The organism is Peribacillus sp. FSL E2-0159, from assembly GCF_038643155.1.
In the GTDB taxonomy this organism is placed as follows: domain Bacteria; phylum Bacillota; class Bacilli; order Bacillales; family DSM-1321; genus Peribacillus; species Peribacillus simplex.
Window position 1 is genome coordinate 3,780,156 of the sequence record NZ_CP152053.1, and the last position, 17,378, is coordinate 3,797,533.

The 17,378-nt window shown below is 40.8% G+C and carries 20 protein-coding genes; 3 read left to right on the top strand and 17 right to left on the bottom strand.

Annotated elements, in window-relative coordinates; all coding sequences use genetic code 11:
* Positions 1 to 319: 319 nt before the first annotated feature.
* The 5 genes from NYE63_RS18375 to NYE63_RS18395 form a co-directional block, all read right to left on the bottom strand.
* The gene (locus NYE63_RS18375) at positions 320 to 1,195 is read right to left on the bottom strand and encodes a superoxide dismutase (protein ID WP_342602204.1); all 876 of its coding nucleotides are present in this window, start codon (positions 1,193 to 1,195) and stop codon (positions 320 to 322) included.
* A 121-nt stretch (positions 1,196 to 1,316) separates the two neighbouring features.
* Positions 1,317 to 1,805 carry a YpuI family protein gene (locus NYE63_RS18380; protein ID WP_034308117.1) on the bottom strand — a complete coding sequence of 163 codons (489 nt, stop codon included), beginning with the start codon at positions 1,803 to 1,805 and terminating at the stop codon, positions 1,317 to 1,319.
* 22 nt (positions 1,806 to 1,827) lie between these two features.
* Positions 1,828 to 2,244 (bottom strand): hypothetical protein, encoded by a 417-nt coding sequence (locus tag NYE63_RS18385; RefSeq protein ID WP_342602205.1) that lies wholly within the window; start codon positions 2,242 to 2,244, stop codon positions 1,828 to 1,830.
* 55 nt (positions 2,245 to 2,299) lie between these two features.
* A complete protein-coding gene (gene scpB, locus NYE63_RS18390; protein ID WP_076365560.1) occupies positions 2,300 to 2,881 on the bottom strand; it encodes an SMC-Scp complex subunit ScpB in 582 nt (193 codons plus the stop codon).
* Positions 2,868 to 3,635, bottom strand: coding sequence for a segregation/condensation protein A (locus NYE63_RS18395; RefSeq protein ID WP_063233155.1), 768 nt, complete (start codon positions 3,633 to 3,635; stop codon positions 2,868 to 2,870). The genes scpB and NYE63_RS18395 overlap by 14 nt, the downstream gene beginning before the upstream one ends.
* Before the next feature lie 215 nt (positions 3,636 to 3,850).
* Between NYE63_RS18395 and NYE63_RS18400 the strand changes: the two genes are divergently transcribed.
* Positions 3,851 to 3,943, top strand: coding sequence for a YjcZ family sporulation protein (locus NYE63_RS18400; RefSeq protein ID WP_081108854.1), 93 nt, complete (start codon positions 3,851 to 3,853; stop codon positions 3,941 to 3,943).
* Between the two features lie 158 nt (positions 3,944 to 4,101).
* The gene (locus tag NYE63_RS18405; protein ID WP_342602206.1) at positions 4,102 to 4,638 is read left to right on the top strand and encodes a DUF309 domain-containing protein; all 537 of its coding nucleotides are present in this window, start codon (positions 4,102 to 4,104) and stop codon (positions 4,636 to 4,638) included.
* 33 nt (positions 4,639 to 4,671) lie between these two features.
* On the opposite strand, the gene NYE63_RS18410 is transcribed toward NYE63_RS18405, so the two are convergent.
* Positions 4,672 to 5,010 (bottom strand): GNAT family N-acetyltransferase, encoded by a 339-nt coding sequence (locus NYE63_RS18410; protein WP_342602207.1) that lies wholly within the window; start codon positions 5,008 to 5,010, stop codon positions 4,672 to 4,674.
* A 581-nt stretch (positions 5,011 to 5,591) separates the two neighbouring features.
* Here NYE63_RS18410 and NYE63_RS18415 point away from each other — a divergent pair.
* Positions 5,592 to 6,461: a DUF1002 domain-containing protein gene (locus tag NYE63_RS18415; protein ID WP_342602208.1), complete on the top strand. Its 870-nt coding sequence runs from the start codon at positions 5,592 to 5,594 to the stop codon at positions 6,459 to 6,461.
* A 37-nt stretch (positions 6,462 to 6,498) separates the two neighbouring features.
* Here the strand turns inward: NYE63_RS18415 and lysA are convergent, their stop codons facing one another.
* From lysA to NYE63_RS18470, 11 genes are all read right to left on the bottom strand, one after another.
* Positions 6,499 to 7,827, bottom strand: a complete 1,329-nt coding sequence (gene lysA / locus NYE63_RS18420; protein WP_342602209.1) for a diaminopimelate decarboxylase — start codon at positions 7,825 to 7,827, stop codon at positions 6,499 to 6,501.
* 270 nt (positions 7,828 to 8,097) lie between these two features.
* Positions 8,098 to 9,588: a spore germination protein gene (locus NYE63_RS18425; protein WP_342602210.1), complete on the bottom strand. Its 1,491-nt coding sequence runs from the start codon at positions 9,586 to 9,588 to the stop codon at positions 8,098 to 8,100.
* Positions 9,569 to 10,150 carry a stage V sporulation protein AE gene (locus tag NYE63_RS18430; protein WP_098370826.1) on the bottom strand — a complete coding sequence of 194 codons (582 nt, stop codon included), beginning with the start codon at positions 10,148 to 10,150 and terminating at the stop codon, positions 9,569 to 9,571. The genes NYE63_RS18425 and NYE63_RS18430 overlap by 20 nt, the downstream gene beginning before the upstream one ends.
* A gap of 43 nt (positions 10,151 to 10,193) precedes the next feature.
* The gene (locus tag NYE63_RS18435; protein ID WP_148358836.1) at positions 10,194 to 10,616 is read right to left on the bottom strand and encodes a stage V sporulation protein AB; all 423 of its coding nucleotides are present in this window, start codon (positions 10,614 to 10,616) and stop codon (positions 10,194 to 10,196) included.
* Positions 10,606 to 11,229 carry a stage V sporulation protein AA gene (locus tag NYE63_RS18440; protein ID WP_342602211.1) on the bottom strand — a complete coding sequence of 208 codons (624 nt, stop codon included), beginning with the start codon at positions 11,227 to 11,229 and terminating at the stop codon, positions 10,606 to 10,608. The genes NYE63_RS18435 and NYE63_RS18440 overlap by 11 nt, the downstream gene beginning before the upstream one ends.
* A 152-nt stretch (positions 11,230 to 11,381) precedes the next feature.
* Positions 11,382 to 12,671: an NCS2 family permease gene (locus tag NYE63_RS18445; RefSeq protein WP_342605822.1), complete on the bottom strand. Its 1,290-nt coding sequence runs from the start codon at positions 12,669 to 12,671 to the stop codon at positions 11,382 to 11,384.
* 294 nt (positions 12,672 to 12,965) lie between these two features.
* Positions 12,966 to 13,733, bottom strand: a complete 768-nt coding sequence (sigF, locus tag NYE63_RS18450) for an RNA polymerase sporulation sigma factor SigF (protein ID WP_342602212.1) — start codon at positions 13,731 to 13,733, stop codon at positions 12,966 to 12,968.
* A gap of 13 nt (positions 13,734 to 13,746) precedes the next feature.
* Positions 13,747 to 14,187: an anti-sigma F factor gene (gene spoIIAB / locus NYE63_RS18455; RefSeq protein ID WP_034308139.1), complete on the bottom strand. Its 441-nt coding sequence runs from the start codon at positions 14,185 to 14,187 to the stop codon at positions 13,747 to 13,749.
* 1 nt (position 14,188) lies between these two features.
* Positions 14,189 to 14,539, bottom strand: coding sequence for an anti-sigma F factor antagonist (gene spoIIAA / locus NYE63_RS18460; protein WP_251540867.1), 351 nt, complete (start codon positions 14,537 to 14,539; stop codon positions 14,189 to 14,191).
* A 131-nt stretch (positions 14,540 to 14,670) separates the two neighbouring features.
* A complete protein-coding gene (locus tag NYE63_RS18465; RefSeq protein WP_342602213.1) occupies positions 14,671 to 15,837 on the bottom strand; it encodes a D-alanyl-D-alanine carboxypeptidase family protein in 1,167 nt (388 codons plus the stop codon).
* A gap of 207 nt (positions 15,838 to 16,044) precedes the next feature.
* Complete coding sequence (locus NYE63_RS18470) at positions 16,045 to 17,349, bottom strand: pyrimidine-nucleoside phosphorylase (RefSeq protein WP_342602214.1); 1,305 nt, start codon at positions 17,347 to 17,349, stop codon at positions 16,045 to 16,047.
* Between the last annotated feature and the right edge of the window lie 29 nt (positions 17,350 to 17,378).

Here is a 17,378-nt window from a genome sequence, read left to right on the forward strand (position 1 = left end):
CACGGCTCGTGTCAGACTGTAGACAAATTCGATGAAAATCAACTTTGTTTTAACATTTTGATAAAACTCCTTTCACCTACACTTATTTGTTTTGAAATACAAGTATTAAGGTGATAAAGATACTTTTTTCAACGAGATCAACTTGAAATGATTAGTTTAGATCAACTGGTACCATCGTCGTAAAATGGAGGGCGCCATTGATTTCAAAAGGGTTTCGGAATGAAACAGTTCCGAAACCCTTGTCTACAAACTGAAACTAACCTTCACGGCTCGTATTTTTGTAATTGGCACTCCCAAAGACTTTCCTATATTTTATCAATTATTGCTTTTTCCAAATAAGCTTTTTCGCTTCGGTGAACCTTACGGCTGTTTTTGGCCAGTTTACAATGTCCCACCATTTGTCCACATATGCTGCCCGATTATTTTTATATTGCAGGTAATAAGCATGTTCCCATACATCAAGAACAAGGATTGGGATCGTATCCCACTGGGTCAAAACCATATGCAATTCCGATTGAAGTATTTCTAGCCGCCGCGCACGCGGAACCCAGACTAAAATCGCCCAGCCAACACCTTCTACTTGCTTGGCAGCTTCACTAAAATGACTTTTAAAAGCTGCAAAGCTTCCAAAATCCATCTCAATCTGTTTAAGTAAATCCCCTCTTGGCTGTCCGCCCCCTCCCGGAATCATAACTTCCCAGAACAGCGTATGGAGATAATGGCCTGATCCATGAAAGGCTGCTTCCTTTTCCCAATGTTTCAATAAGGAAAAATCATTCGTTTCCCTCGCTTTTTTCATCATCAATTCCGCTTTATTCAGACCATCGACATATGCTTGATGATGCTTATCATGGTGCAGATACATGATTTCCCTTGAAATCGTCGGTTCCAACGCATCATAGGCATAAGGTAACGGCGGTAGCGTATGTTTCCCAATCGGAACTGATTGCCTTTCCTGTATATTGAATTCCCTAGCAAGTTCTTCAATTTCCTCGTAGACCCGAGCCATCTCTTCTTCAATCAGGACCATATCCTCATAATCCATTTCTTCCTCATCCATATCTTTTGTCAACTCGGAAAGCCGTTCAATATTTGACAGCAATGGCGAATCGGTGATATCGATCTTCTCAAGATATTCCATCACTCCATCAACCCAATCACTTACCTCTTTAGCATAATCTCTTACTTCAGACATCTTGCAACCTCCTCTTAACCTTTATGCACATAAATCATCAAAGTATTTTATGTTTCGATTAAGCGGAGATTCCATTTATAGCTAAAAAAAACAGCAAGGCCTATTAAGCCTAGCTGTTTCATTATCTTGACTGTAACATTTTCGTCCGGTAATCCGTTTCATAAAACTCCAATTCTTCACGCATGGTCTGGAATCCACTTTCCACGGCCTTCAGAATGGATATTATGCTGTCAGGTACACTTTGGTGAAATTTAATCGAGTTTTTTCCTGTATAGGCAGATCTGCTGTCCTCAAACCACCGATCTGATTTTGGGGAAAAGTATTCTTCGATACATTGATGATAAACTCTATAAAGCGTCTTTTCAGCTGCTGCTTTATTGAAAACATCATTTTTCAGAACGATTTGGCAAGCCTCCAAGCCCTCTTCACAACTTACAAGCATTCTTCTTAAACTAGAAAGGATCCCTTTATAATAGGTTTCATCCCCGCTTTTTTCCTCTTGCAGCTTAGAATAGGTCGTCTCATTTATAAATTCTTCTAACTGAGCCACTGTCGTTTCTAAAAAGCCTTTTACATCCTCAAGCTGAGATTTTACCAATGTATTCCCCAACCGTGAACCCTCCTCAAAATGATTAAGATTGAATAAAATAGTCAACATGTGATTCTATATCATATGGTTTAGCTTGGTCAATAGATATAAACACTTTCTCCAATTTTTCAAAATCTATATTTTCGAAATAACCAGCCAGCTCTTTTTCTGCATTTATATATATACGTTTTCGGTTAACCAGGCTCGGGTCCTTGAGTAGACAGACCATGGCAATGATATCAGCCATATAAATATCTCTGTTAGGGCTTTTGAATATAGGATTGGCGGGATATGGGGTCCAACTAGTGACCATCTCATCAAAATAGCGAAGATACAGTACATTCAGCGTCTTTTCTTCTCCATCCTTTATGTATTGTATAACGGATCGATTAAAGAAGTCCTCAGGTGAATTTGACTTTTCCTTTTCAAGCCCAAATCCATTGCATGCTACAATTTGCACCCGCAATCCCCCCGCATTCATTTTTTTCTATATTATCACAATTTAATGAAAAATGTTATTCGATTGTTTGCTGAAATTTTTCAAAAAACAGATCGGCTTCACCATTTTCAAAGCTATCATCCGAATTATCGGCGAGAGGCGGTAATTCATCTATGGAATTCAGGCCGAAGTAATCCAAAAACTCTTTTGTTGTCCCATATAAATAAGCCCGGCCGGAGCCTTCAGCACGTCCGACCTCTTTGATTAAGACTTTTGTGACAAGTGTATGAATGGGGCGTTCCGTTTTCACTCCGCGAATTTCATCAATTTCAGCTCTAGTAATTGGCTGCTTATAGGCAATGATTGCGAGTGTTTCCAAAGCCGCCTGGGACAAGCCTTGAGTGCTTGATGTTTCCACTAATCTTTTCAAGTAATCCGAGTGCTCTTTCTTTGTTGTCATTTGATAAACACCCGCTATTTCAATCACCTGAATCCCGCGTACATCCGATATATATTCTTCCTTTAAACTTTCAACGATGTCCGTTGCTTGATATTCCGTAATTTCCAGGACAGAGGCAATTTGTTTGACGGAGAGCCCTTCATCTCCGGCAGCAAACAATAATGCCTCAAGAATCCCTTTCCAATTAATAACTTCCAACTGGTTCTACACCTTCCTTAGCAGCAATCATGATCTCCGAAAAATTATCTTCCTGTTCAACGATGATTTCATTCAATTTCATCAGTTCCAACACCGCCATAAAAGTGATGACGATATGCTCTTTAACCGGGAGCGAAAACAGTTCAAAAAAACTTTTCTTCCCTTTAATTGATTGTAACTCAATCATGATTTCATCCATTCGTTTCTCTATCGATATCTCTTGTTTCGTTACTTTTGTGTAAAGCGGCTTTTGAATTTTTTGCCTTCGCAGCAGTTTTTGCAGAGCTCCTAACATATCGTATAGACTTACGTTCAACTCTTGTTTATCACTTTCCGCTTCTTTAACATAAACAGATAAATCACTTGGAGGTTTAGTGAACATCAAGCTGCGCTCTTCTTCCATCCCTTTTAATTCTTCAGCTGCAAATTTATACTTTTTATATTCTAATAGTTTTTCCACAAGCTCATCCCGTGGATCTTCCTCAAATATTTCACCATCTTCATCAATCAATTGTTCATCCTCATGCTTTGGCAGCAACATTTTACTCTTGATGGCAAGCAGTGTTGCAGCCATCACCAGATATTCGCTGGCTACATCCAATTCCAGATGCTGCATCGTATGGATGTACCCTAGGTATTGATCTGTTATATCAGCCATCGGAATATCATATATGTCTATTTCCAGGCGATTAATCAAATGCAGGAGTAAATCCATCGGACCTTCGAAAGCGTCAATTTTTATATTATAACCCATTAAATTACCTCATTTAAATCTAATTGGCCGATAAAGGCCTATTTCTTTTACTTATCAAGTATAGTGGATTGCCGCCCTTTATCCAAATAATAATTTATTGTCCTCAGAAAAGTTATTTAAATGGATTTCCGACAAATGGGTTGATGCCCAATCACATTCCCAAATCCAACATAACCTAGAATTGTAAGAATAGCAGAACAAAGGAGGTACTCATTATGGGTGCAGGTGGTTTTGGACACGGCGGTGGATTCGCGTTTATTGTAGTATTGTTCATTTTATTAGTTATCGTCGGTGCTTCTTGGTGTTAATTGAAGACTGATGAATCAAGCTGATTGCCTTGCAATCGGCTTTCTTTATTTTCCAAGAAAAAATTCTATGCTAAACTTATTGAGTATACACAGCGTGTGTTAAGCTATGAAAAATTGCTTTTTGCCTTAGATTCCATCAAACAAAAGGGGTGCTCCTATTGAATTACGCGGAAGACTACCTTTCTTTCCTTTTCCATTTCCATGGGACAAGGGATTACTTCGAATGTCATGAAATTCTTGAAGAATATTGGAAGGAAACTGCACCAAAAGAGCGTGACTCTCATTGGGTCGGGCTCATTCAAATTGCGGTTGGCCTGTATCATGACCGCAGGGGAAACAAAAAAGGGGCTGCAAGGACCCTGTCTAAAGCCCTGGCAAATCTCCGTTCTAAAAAGACCGAGCTCCTGAAGTTGGGACTCGATCCAGAACGACTGTTCAAATTGCTCGAAACCACCCATGAGCGAATGTTATCACAAAAGCCATATGAAAGCATTAATCTGCCGATAGCGGATGAAAGCTTGATCGAAAAATGCCAGTCAATGTGTTTGCATGACGGGTACATATGGGGTGCAGATAGCGACATGGCTAATTCATCAATAGTCGATAAGCATCTAATGCGTGATCGTTCGGATGTCATTTCTGAAAGGGCTCGGCAGCTATCCCTTCGAAAAACAAGAATGGAGGACCGCCCTTAAAGGTGGTCCTCCATTCAAGCTTCATATTCAGAATTATTCACACCTGTCAAGAAAGCTTTCCGTAAACTCATTCGCTTTTAAATCTTTGTCAGGATATTGTTCCTTGATGGCCCTGACCATCGTTTTACCGATACCTTGCTTCCGAAAGGATGGATTTACAGATATATGTTGTATCTCAATGTGGTTTGGAGAGACTTCTATCCCGATCAAGCCAGTAATCTCTTCATCTTTCCATAAGAACAGCTGTAGATTTTCATCCGTTTCATAATTCTTCATCGTATTTCGAAGCGTTTTTATCTCTTTTTCATTTGGCATGAAAGATAATAATCCCATGGCAAACTTCTCATAACTTTTCTTATACTTAATCAACATAATATCCCTCGTTACTAAATAACGTTTTTATTATCTTCCTGTTTCCAATTAATTTGCTTTGAATAATAATCCTCACATATAACATTTACATCATACATAAAAACCTCGTTCGTTTCAACATCACTTTCAGCACTTGATTTATCGATGTGCTATGTGCTAAGCGATAAATAGCCAGTATACGATTCCCCACATCAAAGCGATAATAAGCATCATAAGTAAAAGAGCCTTATTACTTTTCCTCATCCCATACTCCCTTTATGAATGGTCCAAATATTTAAATAACGAATTCATTCTACTATAACTTAACACAATCTGACAAATATCCTTGCAATCTTGCTTCGATTTTACTACATTGGTAAAGTGATATAGGTTCATAGAGTGCCCTCTTAGGTATAAAAGACAAAGATACACCCAACTTCTTCGTTAAAAAAACGTAGCTTTCTTGGGCTATATAAATTTTTTTCAGGAAAATATGTATCTTTTTTATCCTTTGTTTCGTCAAATACTATGAATCTGATATAAAGTGCCGCCCTTTTATTGAAAGATTCCCAATTCAGCAGGAAAAGTTAAGGAGGATTATCATGAAAAAAATGAATAAATGGGTCATTGTAACCATTTTATTATGTCTATTATTGCCATATAAGGCTTTTGCAGATGCAGCTGTTGGTGAAATGATCGTCACACTTGGTGAGAATTTGACAAATGAACAAAAAAATATGATTTTATCAGAAATGAAAGCACCTAGTGATGTTGAGGTTCTAACGGTTACAAATGCGGAGGAACATGAATACTTAGGAGACTATATCGCTAGCCGTCTGATCGGTACAAAAGCGATTTCATCTTCTGCCATTACTTTGGAGGAAAAAGGTACCGGACTTAAACTGGAGTCGAAAAACATTAACTGGGTTTCCGATGAAATGTATATCAATGCACTGGCAACTGCTGGAGTAAAAGATGCTACCATTTATGTCACTGCACCTATACCCGTTTCCGGTACAGCGGCTTTGACAGGGGTCATTAAAGCCTATGAAATCTCTGCCGACAAGAAGATTCCCGAAGATGTGAAACAGGCAGCGAATGAAGAAATGGTGAAAACAGCAAAATTGGGTGACGAAATCGGTACAGAGGAAGCCTCTGCACTGGTTACGAAAATCAAAGAGGAAATGGCTGCAAATCCACCAGCCAATACTGAAGAGGTCCGCGAGGTTGTCGAGTCTTCAGCAAAAGACCTTGGAATCGCCTTAAATGATGATCAAGTCCAAAGCTTAATTGATTTATTCAATAAGTTAAAAGAGTTGGATATTGATTGGAACGCTGTCGGTGATCAGCTTACTGCAGCTAAAGATAAGCTTTCCAATTTTCTTGAATCCGAAGAGGGTCAATCGTTTCTTGATAAATTGAAAGAAGTCTTCAGTAGTTTAATAGACGCGATCAAATCACTTTTCAGCTGAATCAAATAAAAAAAGGATGGCCAATGCCATCCTTTTTTTATTCTTTATTGACGACTGCCGCTTCATGAAGGGCCAAATCCAAATGGATAAGATCTTCGTACGTCTCGCGCTTGATGACCAACCTGGCTTCTCCATTTTCCGCAAAGACTACAGCGGGTCTCGGAATCCGATTGTAATTATTAGACATGGAATATCCATATGCCCCTGTACAAAATACCGCCAAGACATCACCGCGGCCGGCTTTTGGCAATGGTAAATCCCAAATCAACATATCTCCGCTTTCACAGCATTTCCCGGCAATGGACACTGTCTCTTCTACAGGGTCAAGCGGCCGGTTTGCAAGAATGGCATCATACTTCGCTTCGTAAAGAGCGGGACGTATATTATCACTCATGCCCCCATCAACGGCAATATATTTACGGACATTAGGCACTTCCTTTTCAGACCCTACCTTGTACAGTGTCACCCCGGCGTCTCCGACTAATGAACGGCCTGGTTCAATCCAGATTTCTGGCATCACTAAATCAGAATCAGCAATCAGGTTCTGCACTTCCCTGACGATTTCCTCGACATATTGAGACGCAGGTAGCGGGTCATCCTCTTGTGTATACCGGATCCCGAATCCTCCTCCGAGATTCAATACCTTTGGTTGAAACCCTATCGAGCCATGCCAATCATTCAGCTTACCGATAATTTTTTGGGCTGCAAGAAGGAAACCTGTCGTTTGAAAGATCTGTGAACCGATATGACAGTGCAGTCCCAGAACTTCCAGAAATTCACTTTGGAGTGCTTGTCTAAGGGCTCCTTCGGCCTGGCCGTTAATAAGATCAAAACCAAATTTCGAATCTTCTTGCCCTGTCAAGATATAATCATGCGTATGGGCTTCGATACCTGGTGTTACACGAAGTAGGATTTTCACCTTTTGTTCACGGTTTGTACAAATTTCCTCCAACAGTGTCAACTCTGAAAAATTATCGACTACTATACAGCCAATGTCATTATCCAAAGCCATATGTAGCTCTTCTTCACTTTTGTTATTTCCATGAAAGTGAATCCGTTCAGTTGGGAAATTTGCCTTAATTGCCGTATACAATTCCCCCGCCGATACAACATCGAGAGAAAGTCCTTCTTGTTCAGCCAACTGGATCATGGCTATCGAAGAAAAGGCCTTACTTGCGTAAGCAACTTGAGCTGGGATCCCCAATTCCTCAAAAGTTCTCTTGAACCCTCTTGCCCGTTCACGAATTAGCTCTACATCATAAACATATAATGGTGTACCAAATTTTTCGATCAGTTCGATCGTGTCCACTCCGCCAATCTCCAGATGTCCACGTTCATTGACACCACCGGTTCCGTACAAATGCATATAGCCTCACCTTCCTGACTTAAAACTAAAGATTAATAAGAAATGAGGCAGCCTCAAATAAAGAAACCCTGCTGTAAGTGAAAAAGGGTCCTCTATATGAACAAGCCTCATCCGAATCCTAAATATTGTTCTCTATGACTGCTTAGTAGTTCGAAGGGAAAGACAGATTGGTTTAAACTCCAAAGAGTCATAGTAGCTCTATCTCTTTGTGAAGCCTAACATTACCGCTTTATCCGAATAAAATTAAATTACCACAACTTTTCGACAACATCAACCTTTAGATTTTCTCGGCTGCCTATATATATCCTGGGGATGTACAATACTCGGACGTTCTATAGTACCTGGATAAGGTCTTCTAAATATTATATGTGACAAGGCCTTCGGCTGAAATGGGAGAAGCGGCCATAAATAAGGTGTATTCAACGTTTTTATACTAGTAAGCATAATAATGTAGAGTGTGATGCCTATAATTAAGCCAGGCACTTTAAATAAAGCAACCAACACTAGCAGGACTAAACGGGAAATTTTATTTGCAACCCCTAATTCCAAACTTGGAGTGACAAATGTACCGATTGTCGCTACGGAAGCGTAGAGAACCACCTCAGGAACAAATAGGCCAACATCTATCGCTATCTGTCCTATCAAAACTGCCGCAACCAAGCCCATTGCCGTAGAAAGCGGGGTCGGGGTATGAACGGCTGCCATCCTTAAAAATTCTATCCCAATATCGGAAATGAAGATTTGGATCACAATGGGTATATGCGTTTTTTCATTCGGCCCGATATACTCGAACTTCTCCGGCAGGAGGGAAGGCTCTAAACAAAACAATAACCAAATCGGCAGTAAGAATAACGAAACGAAAATCCCCAAAAAACGTACCCAGCGCACCAAGGTTCCAACAGCAGGCGCCTGCCGATACTCCTCAGCATGTTGCATGTGATGGAAAAGAGTGGACGGGGTAATGATGACACTCGGTGACGTATCCACATAAATAAGGACATGCCCCTCAAGTAAATGTGTTGCAGCTACATCTGCCCGTTCCGTGTACCTGACAAGCGGGTATGGGTTATATTTTTGCTTGACGACGAACTCTTCGATCGTTTTATCAGACATCGTTATGCCATCAACCTCAATACTATTCAATTCCTTTCGAACGATATCTATCAAATCGGGATCGGCAATATCTTTAATGTAGCCGATGGATATATCCGTTTTCGATCGTTCCCCTACATGCAACATTTCGAAACGTAATCTTTCATCACGGATCCTCCGTCTTGTTATCGCTGTGTTAACGATGATATTCTCAACAAAACCATCCCTTGATCCACGGACGACTTTTTCCGTATCAGGCTCTACTGGCTGTCTCCCGGGATAACTCCTGACATCAACAACCAATCCTATTGGTTTACCATCAACAACAATGACGATTAAACCGGATAATACCTGATCAACAAGCTCATCCATCGTCTTTATTTCCTCAACGGATTGGTGTACGAGCAAGCCTTTGACTGCATCAAAAACTTTAGTAGTCACGATTTCAGCATTTTTGTTATGAATAAGAGATTCGAGGATTTCCATGATGAACTCTGTATCCGTCAGCCCGTTTATATAGTAAAGATGCACATCTTTTCTAAGGACCTTTATCCTTCTTACCCCTAAGTCGAAGCTGACGCCCAGACCTACTTTCTCTTTCATGTACGCGTCAACTTCCGCTACCCTATCCGGAATCGGTTTCATGTTTTCAGGTTTTTCTGAAGTCATCATGACCACTCCTTTCCAAAATGATTTCCACCGCTAGCTTCGTTATCGGTGCTCCTCTTTTAAAATCGTCCTGATGGGACATTTTTCCGATATCCCCTATCCCCACTACTATGGGAACATGTAATTGATCAATGCAATACACCGTGTCTCCTGTAATCTTACCCAGTTCGAATTCCTCGGCGCCGTATTTATCAACCCCGTTCGGTGTCAAATTACCATCACGGTCAATACAGATATCCACCTTGGTCCATTCTTCCCTTCTAGTCTTTGAAGCGACCGCTATCACTCCAAGGACATTAATATCAGGGTGACCGGCAACTACCTTCATTGCCTGTTCGCCGGATCCTTCACCGATAAAACCGCTATCATCAAACATGACCAATACAGGATCATACTTCGCCTTTTTTATTAATTCAACTAGCTCCAAGCCCGTATATCGTGATGGATTACCCTGGGACATGGAGATACATCTTCCCCCAATTTCCTTGGCTACATGCTCGACAGCCCGTTTCGCATACTCATCTCCATCCGTAATCAATATCACTTTTCGTTTGGTCACCATCTTGGGCCTACCTTTCATCATCAGGATTAGTTACCACATAAACCTATAAATCGACAAAATATATCCATTGGAATAATGATCCGGCTATTTTCCCCAATACGAGTGCCATTAACAGATAAATGATTTTCTCTTGAATTCCGATTCGCTTTGAAAGAACCGGAAATACATTCAGGACTTCAGTTAAGGCAGCAGCAAGCATCCCATTAAAGATCCCGTCAGCCAAACCGATCGGAATTAATAAAAAATGCGGAAGGGAAAATTCCGTTTCCTGTAATCCTAACCATGTTCCTGCGACAACGCCGGCAATGATAGCTCCTTCGTAGTAATGTATCATTTTCATTGTTTTTGTCAGCTGAGTCAGTCTCGGAATCACCCCAAGTACAGTTAAAAACGCTACAAAACCGGCACCTGTCGCAAAACCCCCGGCTAAACCGACAAAGATTCCGAAGATGATTTTACCGGTCATCAAGGCGGCGCACGTTCTCCTTATTTTCATTCATGATTACATAACGGTCCAAATCCTGCTGATAGTTGAACATTTCAACCTCGAGCGGACTAGGTTCCTCATTGAAGCGTTTTTTAAAGAAGTGATTAAAAAATAGAATCATGCCTATACCAAGACCGAAGCTGTATGGGATTTGGATCAATAACGGCTTATCTTCCACTTTTCCCGTTATTATAGTAAAGATTTTTTGATGCACTTCCCCCATGCTGACATCCACATGAAAATTCATGATCGTCATCCCGCCTCCGACAAATAACAAAAACCAAACTAAGGCGAATGTCAGGTATGACATTTTCTTTTTCGAGAGGATGATTTCGATGATCGTTTGGGAGGGCCCGAATGTCTCCACTTCAATAGTCTGATCCATCTTGCGGATGGCCATGATAACTTGAGCCAAATCAATGACAATAATATTCTTATCTTCCTTCTTGACCGTTAATAATATGATTTCTTCAATTGTGGTAATCACTTCTTCAGGTCCAATTATCCTTGCAATATCTTTTATCCTCACCGTTTGATTTCCCTTTACTTGTACACGGTTCCTCATCCTGATATATACAACTGCCACTATCATCACATCCCGACCTTTTATTTCCTTATGCTAGTAGTATGGATTGGAAACCAATTGAAAATGCAGGAAGTGAACCATGTCCAAATATTACTAAATTGAAAACAAAAAAAGACACGCTGCAATGACAGCATGTCTTTTTGATTTACATTCATACATTAATGAGTCGGGAAGAAAATCAGCTGAACCAAAAATATCAATCCAAAAATATAAATGAGCGGATGTACCGATTTTCCTTTTCCACTGAATACCTTCATAAGGGGATATGTAATGAACCCAATTGCAATCCCTGTAGATATACTTGAAGTAAGCGGCATCGTTAAAATGATCGCAAATGCCGGAAATGCTTCATCAAAAATTTTCCAATTGACTTTAGCCAGTCCTTCCATCATGAAACATCCTACGATAATCAAGACGGGAGCTGTAATTGCTTGAACTGAAGAAATTGCCGATATCAATGGAGAAAAGAAAATCGATGCAGCAAACAAGATTGCCACGACAGTAGCGGTTAATCCCGTACGTCCGCCTGCGGCCACTCCCGTGCTTGATTCAACATAGGCCGTTGAAGGGCTTGTACCAAACATCGAGCCGACTGTCGTCGCAATCGCATCACCTAAAAAGGCTTTCTTGGCACGAGGGATTTTCCCATCTTTCGTTAGTCCTGCCTGTTCCGTCACGCCAATCAAGGTTCCTGTCGTATCAAAGATCGTCACAAGTAAAAAGGCGAAAACAATTGAATATAAAGAATTCGTGAAGACTCCAGCAATATCGATATCGAAAAATACCGGTGTTGGAGGTACAGATAAGACCCCATCGAAGTTGAGCAAACCGATAAAGTAGCCAATGATTGCCGTAATGATCATACCAATGAAAATTGCCCCTTTAATATTACGGGCCATAAAAACCAAGGTAATAAATAAGCCTGCTAACGCTAAAACGGTTCCAGGCTGATGCAAATCGCCAAGCGTCACCATCGTTGATTCATTAGGCACTACGATTCCAGCATTTTTCAACCCGATAAACGCAATGAATAAACCAATTCCGGATGTGATGCCATATTTTAATGAGTTAGGAATCGCATCAATTATCATTTTACGCAAGCTCGTCACACTAATTAATAGAAATAGCAAACCAGCAATGAAAACCGTACCGAATACAGTCTGGTATGAGAGGCCCTGTGCCCCCACCACGCTGGCAAAATAAGCATTCAAACCCATACCTGGTGCTATCGCAATCGGGTATTTTGCAACGAGCCCCATGATAAGGGTACCAATCACCGCTGATATGACCGTTGCCATGAAAACTTGTTCAAATGGAATTCCGATTGAAGACAATAAAGCCGGATTCACAATAAGGATATAAACCATAGTTAAAAATGTCGTAACACCCGCCATGACTTCTGTACGGACATCCGTCCCATTTTCTTTCAGGGAGAAAAACTTTTCCATAAACATATTTTAGACCTCCAGATCTAAAGGAAACACCGACAACCGTTTGCACGAAAAGGCAAGGTGTCCTAAAATTGTACTGCATCGACGCTTTTCGTGATCATTATTCGTTGATAGTATGATAAAAAAAAACGAATGAAAAACGCGACCTTTACTATAATATTCGTTTTTAATCCTAAATTCAACTAAAAAATTTGGATCCCACCCATATTTTTATCCTGCCTGATAAGGAATCACTTTTACTTTTTCCTAAAATCAAGATTTATTTTCAGCTCAATAAAAAAACCACATGAATCACTGATTCATGTGGTTTTTCATTTGCTGAAGAATCTTCTTTTCCAGCCTTGACACCTGGACTTGGGAAATGCCAAGCCTTGCCGCCACTTCCGATTGCGTCTGATCTTTATAATACCTTAGGAAAACAATCAGCCTTTCACGTTCATTCAATTCATGTATGGCTTCTTTCAAAGCGATTTGATCGAACCAGGATGTTTCATTATGGTCGGCAATCTGGTCAAGAAGAGTAATCGGATCTCCATCATTTTCGTAAACCGTTTCATGGATCGATGAAGGGCTCCTGCTAGCTTCTTGGGCCATGATGATTTCCTCTGGCGACAGCTCAAGGTGTTCCGCCAATTCATTGACGGTCGGAACACGGCCATACGTCTTTGAAAGTTCCTCTTTGGCCCTGCGAATTTTATTCGCCATTTCCTTTATTGACCGGCTCACTTTAACCGTTCCGTCATCACGGATAAAACGTTGGATTTCACCAATGATCATAGGCACAGCATACGTTGAGAATTTCACTTCAAACGATAAGTCAAATTTATCCACGGACTTCAACAGACCAATACAGCCTATTTGATAAAGGTCATCCGGTTCGTAACCTCGATTGAGGAATCTTTGCACTACTGACCATACAAGCCTCAGATTGCTATTGACAATCAGATTTCTCGCATCTTGGTCACCGCTCTGGCTGCGTTGGATTAAATTCCGCAATTCCTCATCTTTTAAATGGGGCTGGCCTTTCTTGCTCTTCTCGTTTTTAACCTCCACATCCATATGCAAGTCTCCCTTAATTGCACAAAGCTCTGCTTGTAGTTAAGTGCTTTTTTAATCGAATGATCGTGCCTTCACCCTTATGAGAAATTATATTGATTTCATCCATGAAGTTTTCCATGATGGTGAATCCCATACCGGAACGTTCAAGTTCGGGTTTTGTCGTAAATAACGGCTGTTTAGCCTCCTCGACATCTTCAATGCCCAGTCCCTCATCTCGGATGGTCAATTCCACAGTATCTCCTTCGATGACCACTGAAATGTAGACCCAGCCTTCCGGGTCACTCTCATACCCATGAATAATCGAATTCGTAACGGCCTCCGACACGACAGTCTTGATCTCTGTCAATTCATCCATTGTCGGGTCCAGTTGGGCGATGAAAGCCGCAACAGTTACCCTGGCAAAAGATTCATTTTGGCTAAGTGCAGAAAATTTCGTTTCCATTTTATTTTTCATCTTAGGCAACCCCCAGTCTTTGCAAAGCGTTTTTTTCGGATAGTTCCATTTTAACAATTTTAAACAACCCTGACATCTCAAATAACCGCTTTACTGCTGGAGAAATTGCACAGACCACCATTTCACCTTGCTTTTTGTTTACCTGCTTGTATCGCCCTAAAATAACTCCGAGTCCTGAACTGTCCATAAAATCCAATTCTTTCATGTTAAGGATAATATGCTTGATATTATGCTTTTGAATGGCTGCCTCTGCCTGGTTTTTCAATTTTTCTGCTGTATGATGATCTAAATCACCTTTGAGACGAATGCACAATACGCGATTTTTCGCCTCCATATTAATCGTAAGACTCATTATATACAGCCTCCTTCACTGTCTTATAAAGAGTCAAATTCTCTTTTTCACCTGCCGATTCCTCCTTACTAGCAAAACTAGTGGAGTTTCGCCTAAATTAGTACGATTAACAGGCATTGCGACAATTTATTCTATTTCGCCTGGGTAAACATGCCGAAAGCCCGTTTATACAATTGCCACCAGCTGGCATTTTCAACAGTTTCCTTCGCAACAATCGGAGATTCGACATACACCTTACCATTTTTCTTCAATTCAAGCGTACCAATTTCATCACCTTTTTTAATCGGGGCATCCAAATCTTTATCAAGCGTGATTTTTTTTGTGAAGTCCTTTGCCGTTCCATTTTTGGCTGTCAAAACTGAAATAGGTTCACTTGTCACTCCAACCACGGTTTTCTTTTGACCTTTACTTACCTTGGCTTCACCTAACACCTCGCCGCGTTTATAAATCGGGTATGTGATGTATTGTGAAAATGCATAATCCAGCATCTTGGTGACCTGAGCGTTTCGTTCCTTTGGAGAAACAGCTCCGAAAACGACGGCAATGACGCGCATATTCCCTTTTTTGGCAGTCGCTGTCAAACAATATTTCGCTTCATTTGTGAATCCTGTCTTCAGTCCATCGACCCCAGGATAAAATTTCACCAATCTGTTCGTATTGACAAGCCAGAATTTCTTTTCGGTATTTTCACGGAGATAATCTTCATATGTACCCGTGAACCTTGTAATCGTATCGTATTTCAATAATTCCTTCGACATGATCGACATATCATGTGCAGAACTGTAATGATCTTTAACAGGAAGGCCTGTTGCGTTTTGGAACTTTGTATTTTTCAACCCGAGCTCTTTCGCCTTGTTGTTCATTTTCCTAACAAACTCTTCTTCCGATCCTTCAAGACGTTCAGCCATCGCTACCGATGCATCATTCGCTGAACCAATCGAGATGCCCTTGAGCATTTGTTCTGTGGTCATTTCTTCACCAGGCTCGAGAAAGATCTGGGAACCGCCCATCGATGCTGCATACTCACTAGTCCTGATTTTCTCCTTCATGCTAAGTTCGCCTTTATCGATTGCCTCCATGATCAGCAGCATCGTCATGATTTTCGTCATGCTAGCCGGTGAAAGACGAACATCTGCATTTTTATCATAGAGAACAGTACCTGTATCCCGTTCAATCAAAATAGCGGATTTAGCATTTGCCGCCAATTCGACTCCTTTTTCTTCAGCTGCTTTTGTATGCGGGATGCTAAAACCCATTGCTACCAATACGGTTAAAAATAGAGAAAGAATCCGCTTCATCTCCATACCCTCCAATCTTTATAGGTTTTATTTTTTCCATTAAACCCATTTTTATACAAATAAAGATGAATTTTGAACATATACTGGATAACAAGTAACAAAAGTTAACCAAATTAAAAGAGGATGCGCATGGGCATCCTCTTTTAAACATTCAATGAGATAGACGTAAAAAGGCCGCTCAAAAGCGCGGCCTTTTTTGGAAAATGTTTATTCCATGATCTCTTTATAGATCAATGTAGGTTTTTCTATTTTCTCTTTTGAAATCGCAATGCTCTCATACAATTTTTCTTTTACTTTTGAAACATCTTCAAAATTGCTGTAAATCGTCACAAGGGATTCACCTTTTGTCACGGTTTCCCCGATTTTTTTACGAAGTACCAGTCCGACTGCCAAATCAATCTCTGATTCTTTTGTCGCCCGCCCGGCACCTAACAGCATGGCTGCCGTTCCTACTTCATCAGCGATGATTTCCGATACATATCCGTCCTCTTTCGCTTCCAGCTCGAAAGTATGAGCAGCCTGTGGTAGTTTTTCCGGCTGATCTACAACCGAACCATCGCCTCCCTGCGCTTCCAGGAAAACTTTGAATGAGTTAAGTGCAGAACCATCCTTAATCGCATTTTCCAGCAAGGTTCTTGCTTCTTCCAGCGAGCTTGCCTTTTTGGCAAGGTATACCATATGGCTTCCCAGTGTTAAAGAAAGTTCCGTTAAATCTTCCGGTCCCTCTCCTTTAAGCGTATCGATGGCTTCCTTCACTTCTAAAGCATTTCCGATTGCATAACCCAACGGTTGGCTCATATCGGAAATGACAGCCATCGTGTTTCGCCCCACATTGTTTCCAATGCTAACCATTGCATGCGCCAACTCTTCGGAATCTTCGAGAGTTTTCATGAAAGCGCCTGCTCCCGTTTTAACATCAAGTACGATTGCATCAGCACCAGCGGCGATTTTCTTACTCATGATCGAGCCAGCAATCAGGCCGATACTGTTAACGGTAGCCGTAACATCGCGCAATGCATATAACTTTTTGTCGGCTGGAGTCAGGTTACCACTTTGTCCAATGACAGCTATCTTATTTTTATTAACAAGTCGAATGAACTCGTCATTTTCTATTTCGACATGAAATCCTTTTACAGACTCCAACTTATCGATCGTTCCGCCTGTATGGCCAAGACCGCGTCCTGACATTTTTGCCACTGGAACACCTACAGCAGCAACCAATGGTCCAAGCACCAGAGTTGTGGTATCGCCAACACCGCCTGTAGAATGTTTATCGACCTTAATTCCTTCAATCATCGATAAATCAATTTGATCTCCTGATTCGACCATTGCCATGGTTAGATCAGCACGTTCCTGCTCATTCATGCCTTTGAAATAAACAGCCATTGACCAAGCGCTCATTTGGTAATCCGGAATCGTTCCATTGGTAAACCCTTTGATGATGAACTGTATTTCTTCTGTAGTAAGAGCCTTTCCATCACGCTTTTTCTCGATTAAATCTACCATTCTCATATTAGAATCCCCACTTTTTTAAAGACACC